This is a genomic window from Serratia proteamaculans, from assembly GCF_013337185.1.
Lineage (GTDB): Bacteria > Pseudomonadota > Gammaproteobacteria > Enterobacterales > Enterobacteriaceae > Serratia > Serratia proteamaculans_D.
The window spans coordinates 1-4590 of record NZ_SWDE01000014.1; the positions used below are offsets into that span (position 1 = coordinate 1).

Below are 4590 nucleotides of genomic sequence, written 5' to 3' on the forward strand. Positions count from 1 at the left end.
GTGCGTGAAAGACAAAAACAGACGCCGCTACGCGGCGTCTTGATAGAAGACTCCACATCACAATACCCTCCGAATAAAAGCCAGCTGGCTATCTTTAATATATAAATACCAACTATGTTTAAAAATGGTAAATAACTTCAAGTATATATAAGCCATTTTAGGAGGAGTACTTTAGTTTTTGCTAATAAGACTCAGTTATGAGGAAAAGCCGGCATTAATAATTTTGGTGTCTATCTATAACGTATTACTTAATTCATTTATATAGAAAACACCTTATAAAACAATCGAAAGTATTCCTCCGATGGATGTTATCCAGATAAAATCCCTGTCGATGAAAACAAATATTAGCCTGGCGTGCCGAATCGAGTAGACTAGGTGAAGGTTCATTTCCGTATAGGTATTTATCGTTATGTCTACTGAAAGCGCGTCATTAAAAAAACACAATACTTTTGCGCTCCCGGTCAACGCAGCGCATCTGGTCATTGCAGAAACAATCGAATTAATGATCAAGGTTTGGCAGAAAACGCAGAAGCGTCAAGAGCCGCTACTGGTACTTGGAGAAGGGAGTAACGTCCTGTTTCTTGATGATTTTTCCGGTACGGTTATGATCAATCAATTAAAAGGTATCGACATTCGAGAGGAGGAGGATGCTTGGTTTCTTCACGTTAGCTCTGGCGAGAATTGGCATGGTTTGGTTTGTCGTACTTTGGAAACCGGCATTCCTGGACTGGAAAACCTGGCGTTAATCCCCGGCCTGGTCGGCTCTGCACCTATTCAGAACATCGGTGCCTATGGTATCGAACTCAAGAGTGTATGTGACTACGTTGATCTATTAGATCTGACTACGGGTGCCATCGATCGCATTGCCGCATCAGACTGTGGCTTTGGCTACCGAGAAAGTATTTTTAAACATCATTTTCAGAAGGGACATATCATTGTTGGTGTAGGCCTGCGCCTTAGCAAGCAATGGGATCCGATGCTGAATTATGGCGATCTGACAAAGCTGGACCCTGAAACGGTGACACCACACCAGGTGTTTGACTCCGTATGTGCAATGCGCCGCAGCAAACTGCCTGATCCTAAGGTGACGGGTAATGCAGGCAGCTTCTTCAAAAACCCATTGGTCAGCAGTGAAAAGGCCGCAGTGCTGACTACCGAATATCCTGGTATGCCGCATTACCCGCAGCAGGATGGTCAGGTGAAGCTGGCTGCAGGCTGGCTGATCGACCAGTGTGAACTTAAAGGCCACCAAATTGGCGGTGCGGCGGTACATAAGCAACAGGCGCTTGTGCTGGTTAATGCGGATAATGCCACCAGTCAGGACGTGGTAGCGTTGGCACGGCATGTACGTAATACCGTAGCGAAAAAGTTCGACGTATGGCTGGAGCCGGAAGTTCGCTTTATCGGTGCGGGCGGTGAATTGAATGCCGTAGAGGTTCTTTCATGAAAGACACCAAAGTTCCCCTTAAGCTCATCTCTATACTAGCCGATGGCGATTTCCATTCTGGTGAAAATCTGGGTGAGTTGCTGGGCATGAGCCGTGCTGCTATTAATAAACATATCCAGACTATCCGAGAATGGGGTTTGGATGTGTTTACCGTGCCGGGGAAGGGTTATAGCTTGCCTGGCCCGATCCAGTTACTGGATGTTGAACGTATTCTTGGCCAATTGGTTGATAAGCGTGTCACTGTACTGCCGGTCGTGGATTCCACCAACCAATATTTGCTGGATCGTATCACCGAACTGCAAACTGGCGATGCCTGTGTTGCTGAGTACCAGCAGGCCGGTCGTGGTCGTCGCGGTCGTCAATGGATCTCACCATTTGGCGCCAACCTGTATCTCTCCATGTTTTGGCGTCTGGATCAGGGGCCTGCAGCAGCAATGGGGCTGAGTCTGGTGATTGGCATCGTGATGGCTGAGGTGCTCAAAGGCCTTGGGGCGCAAGATGTCAGGGTTAAATGGCCAAACGACTTATACCTTAACGATCGCAAGTTGGCGGGCATCTTGGTCGAATTAACAGGGAAAACCGGTGATGCGGCACAGTTGGTCATTGGTGCCGGTATCAATTTGGCGATGCGTGAAACCAATGCCAATGCGATTAATCAAGGCTGGATAAACCTGCAGGAGGCGGGGATTAATATCGATCGCAATGAATTGGCTGCCACTTTACTCAATGAATTGCGTCAATCGCTGCGGCAGTTTGAGATTGATGGTTTAGCGCCATTTATTGCGCGCTGGCGCGCTTTGGATAACTTTATCGATCGGCCGGTTAAACTATTAATTGGTGAACAACAGATTTTTGGCATAGCACGAGGCATTGATCAACAAGGGGCATTATTGCTCGACCAGGACGGTGTGATTAAACCGTTTATCGGGGGGGAAATATCCCTACGAAGTGCTGAGTAATTATCATTAAAATAAGGGGCCGGTAGGCCCCTTGTTTATTAGAAAATTACTTTCTTAAACGTACGTTTTCAACCGCGTGATTAGCACTCTTCGTCATGATTAGACTGGCACGCTCACGTGTAGGCAGAATATTTTCTTGTAAATTCAATCCATTAATCTCATTCCATAGCTGAGTGGCTATATTGACAGCCTCTGGCTCAGGCAACTTGGAATAGTTATGGAAATAAGAATCAGGATTAGAAAATGCACCCTGGCGAAACTTAAGGAATCTATTGATATACCAGGATTGCAGCAGTTCTTCAGGGGCGTCGACATATATTGAAAAATCAACAAAGTCAGAAACAAATACACGATGCGGATCATGAGGATAATCCATGCCGCTCTGTAATACGTTTAGCCCTTCAAGAATAAGAATGTCCGGTTGCTCGATGACTTTATTCCCTTCGGGAACAACATCATAAATAAGATGGGAATAGACTGGAGCGGTCACGCGTTTAGCGCCGGATTTCACTTCAGAAACGAATTTCACCAGACTGTGCATATCATAAGACTGTGGGAAGCCTTTTTTCTTCATCAGCCCGCGTTCGTTCAACACCTTATTCGGGTGCAGAAAGCCGTCGGTGGTGATCAACTCAACGCTACGATGTTCCGGCCAACTGCCAAGCAATGCCTGTAGCAAGCGTGCTGTGGTACTTTTACCTACGGCAACGCTGCCGGCAATGCCGATAACGTAGGGGATTTTTTGTCCATCAGTACCGAGAAATTGCTCAAGTACGGCCTGACGGCGCAGGTTCGAACTGATATAGAAGTTCAACAATCGAGATAGCGGCAGATAAATCTGTGCTACCTCTTCCAAAGAGAGATCTTCGTTAATCCCTTTCAGTTTAACAATCTCTTCTTCTGACAGTGTCAGCGGCACCGAATCCCGTAACGCAGCCCACTGGGTACGATCGAACTGAAGATAGGGCGTCGCTAAAGATTGATCTCTTTTTATCATAAGCCAAATTCTGCCTGTTAACGCAGGTTGGGAAAGGCGCCGGACGCCAACTCCAGATAATAATCAAGCTGCATATTATAGACAGCTTCGTTTTTGGCGTAGACTTTTTTCGCAAAAGTTGGCGATTAGTATGAGTTTATGTCAATTGTGCGAAGCGGCGCGCAGTAGGCAGGAGTCGCTTTCTGCGTCTTCTTACTTCAATTCACAGCTTGCCGAATGGGGTGAAACTGCTGTTTAGGTAAAATATATGGACGACACTCGCAAAAGAACAATTACGGTATCGGGAGTGATGACTGTGATTGATGAATATTTGCACGCCTTACAGTGTGAATTGCCAGGTAGTGGGCAAAATTGGGTGATTTATGAGCGAAAGTGCAGTTAACGCAATTTTTTTGTTGCATAGGCCGTCCGGTCTACCTAGAATGCGCTGCACTTGATGCCGGCTTAGCTCAGTTGGTAGAGCAACTGACTTGTAATCAGTAGGTCACCAGTTCGATTCCGGTAGCCGGCACCAATCAAGTCACAATAGTTAAAATCTGGTGGGGTTCCCGAGCGGCCAAAGGGAGCAGACTGTAAATCTGCCGTCACAGACTTCGAAGGTTCGAATCCTTCCCCCACCACCATATCTTGCCTTCGGCAGTTAACTGGCCAGCGATAAACTCGCAACGGTTAAATTGCGGAAGGGGAAGACGAAAGTCTTCAGCAAGGTTCGAGTTGTGCAGCGCATCGCGCAGCCGGCCCGAAGGGTGAGAGTTAAGCGACGAACAATCCTTCTCCCACCTAAAAATTCTACAGAAAAGTCAGGTAGCCGAGTTCCAGGATGCGGGCATCGTATAATGGCTATTACCTCAGCCTTCCAAGCTGATGATGTGGGTTCGATTCCCACTGCCCGCTCCAAGATGTGCTGATATAGCTCAGTTGGTAGAGCGCACCCTTGGTAAGGGTGAGGTCGGCAGTTCGAATCTGCCTATCAGCACCACTTCTTATAATCTCGCCCCCTGATTTTCTTTCTGTTCTGGATTCAACAAGCAAATGCTTGGTTGATGTGGTGATACCACCGATTTATCCGTGTCTTAGAGGGACAATCGATGTCTAAAGAAAAGTTTGAACGTACAAAACCGCACGTTAACGTCGGTACTATCGGCCACGTTGACCACGGTAAAACTACCCTGACTGCAGCAATCACC

General features: G+C 47.0%; 4 protein-coding genes, 4 tRNA genes and 1 other RNA gene. 8 read left to right on the forward strand and 1 reads right to left on the reverse strand.

Features of this window, described 5'->3' with window-relative positions; all coding sequences use genetic code 11:
* The first annotated feature begins 409 nt into the window (after nt 1-409).
* Entirely contained in the window at nt 410-1447 is a 1038-nt protein-coding gene (gene murB, locus FCL49_RS24490; RefSeq protein ID WP_174355464.1) for a UDP-N-acetylmuramate dehydrogenase, read from the forward strand.
* Nucleotides 1444-2406: a bifunctional biotin--[acetyl-CoA-carboxylase] ligase/biotin operon repressor BirA gene (birA, locus tag FCL49_RS24495; protein ID WP_174355465.1), complete on the forward strand. Its 963-nt coding sequence runs from the start codon at nt 1444-1446 to the stop codon at nt 2404-2406. The genes murB and birA overlap by 4 nt, the downstream gene beginning before the upstream one ends.
* Before the next feature lie 46 nt (nt 2407-2452).
* On the opposite strand, the gene coaA is transcribed toward birA, so the two are convergent.
* Nucleotides 2453-3403 carry a type I pantothenate kinase gene (gene coaA, locus FCL49_RS24500; RefSeq protein WP_174355466.1) on the reverse strand — a complete coding sequence of 317 codons (951 nt, stop codon included), beginning with the start codon at nt 3401-3403 and terminating at the stop codon, nt 2453-2455.
* Between the two features lie 438 nt (nt 3404-3841).
* On the opposite strand from coaA, the gene FCL49_RS24505 reads away from it, so the two are divergent.
* The 6 genes from FCL49_RS24505 to FCL49_RS24530 all read left to right on the forward strand — a co-directional run.
* Nucleotides 3842-3917: transfer RNA gene (locus tag FCL49_RS24505), tRNA-Thr, on the forward strand.
* A 24-nt stretch (nt 3918-3941) separates the two neighbouring features.
* A tRNA-Tyr gene (locus tag FCL49_RS24510) sits at nt 3942-4026 on the forward strand.
* 46 nt (nt 4027-4072) lie between these two features.
* Nucleotides 4073-4188, forward strand: a non-coding RNA gene (locus FCL49_RS24515) — RtT sRNA.
* A 37-nt stretch (nt 4189-4225) separates the two neighbouring features.
* A tRNA-Gly gene (locus FCL49_RS24520) sits at nt 4226-4300 on the forward strand.
* Between the two features lie 6 nt (nt 4301-4306).
* Nucleotides 4307-4382 (forward strand) — tRNA-Thr (locus tag FCL49_RS24525).
* A gap of 109 nt (nt 4383-4491) precedes the next feature.
* Nucleotides 4492-4590: GTP-binding protein (locus FCL49_RS24530; protein ID WP_001363157.1), on the forward strand; the 99-nt coding region annotated here is incomplete at its 3' end.

What these genes read in the sequence shown, in the direction of transcription:
- birA (WP_174355465.1), top strand. Translation starts at nt 1,444, where the DNA reads ATGAAAGACACCAAAGTTCCCCTTAAGCTCATCTCTATACTAGCCGAT.
- coaA (WP_174355466.1), bottom strand. Translation starts at nt 3,403, where the DNA reads ATGATAAAAAGAGATCAATCTTTAGCGACGCCCTATCTTCAGTTCGAT.
- murB (WP_174355464.1), top strand. Translation starts at nt 410, where the DNA reads ATGTCTACTGAAAGCGCGTCATTAAAAAAACACAATACTTTTGCGCTC.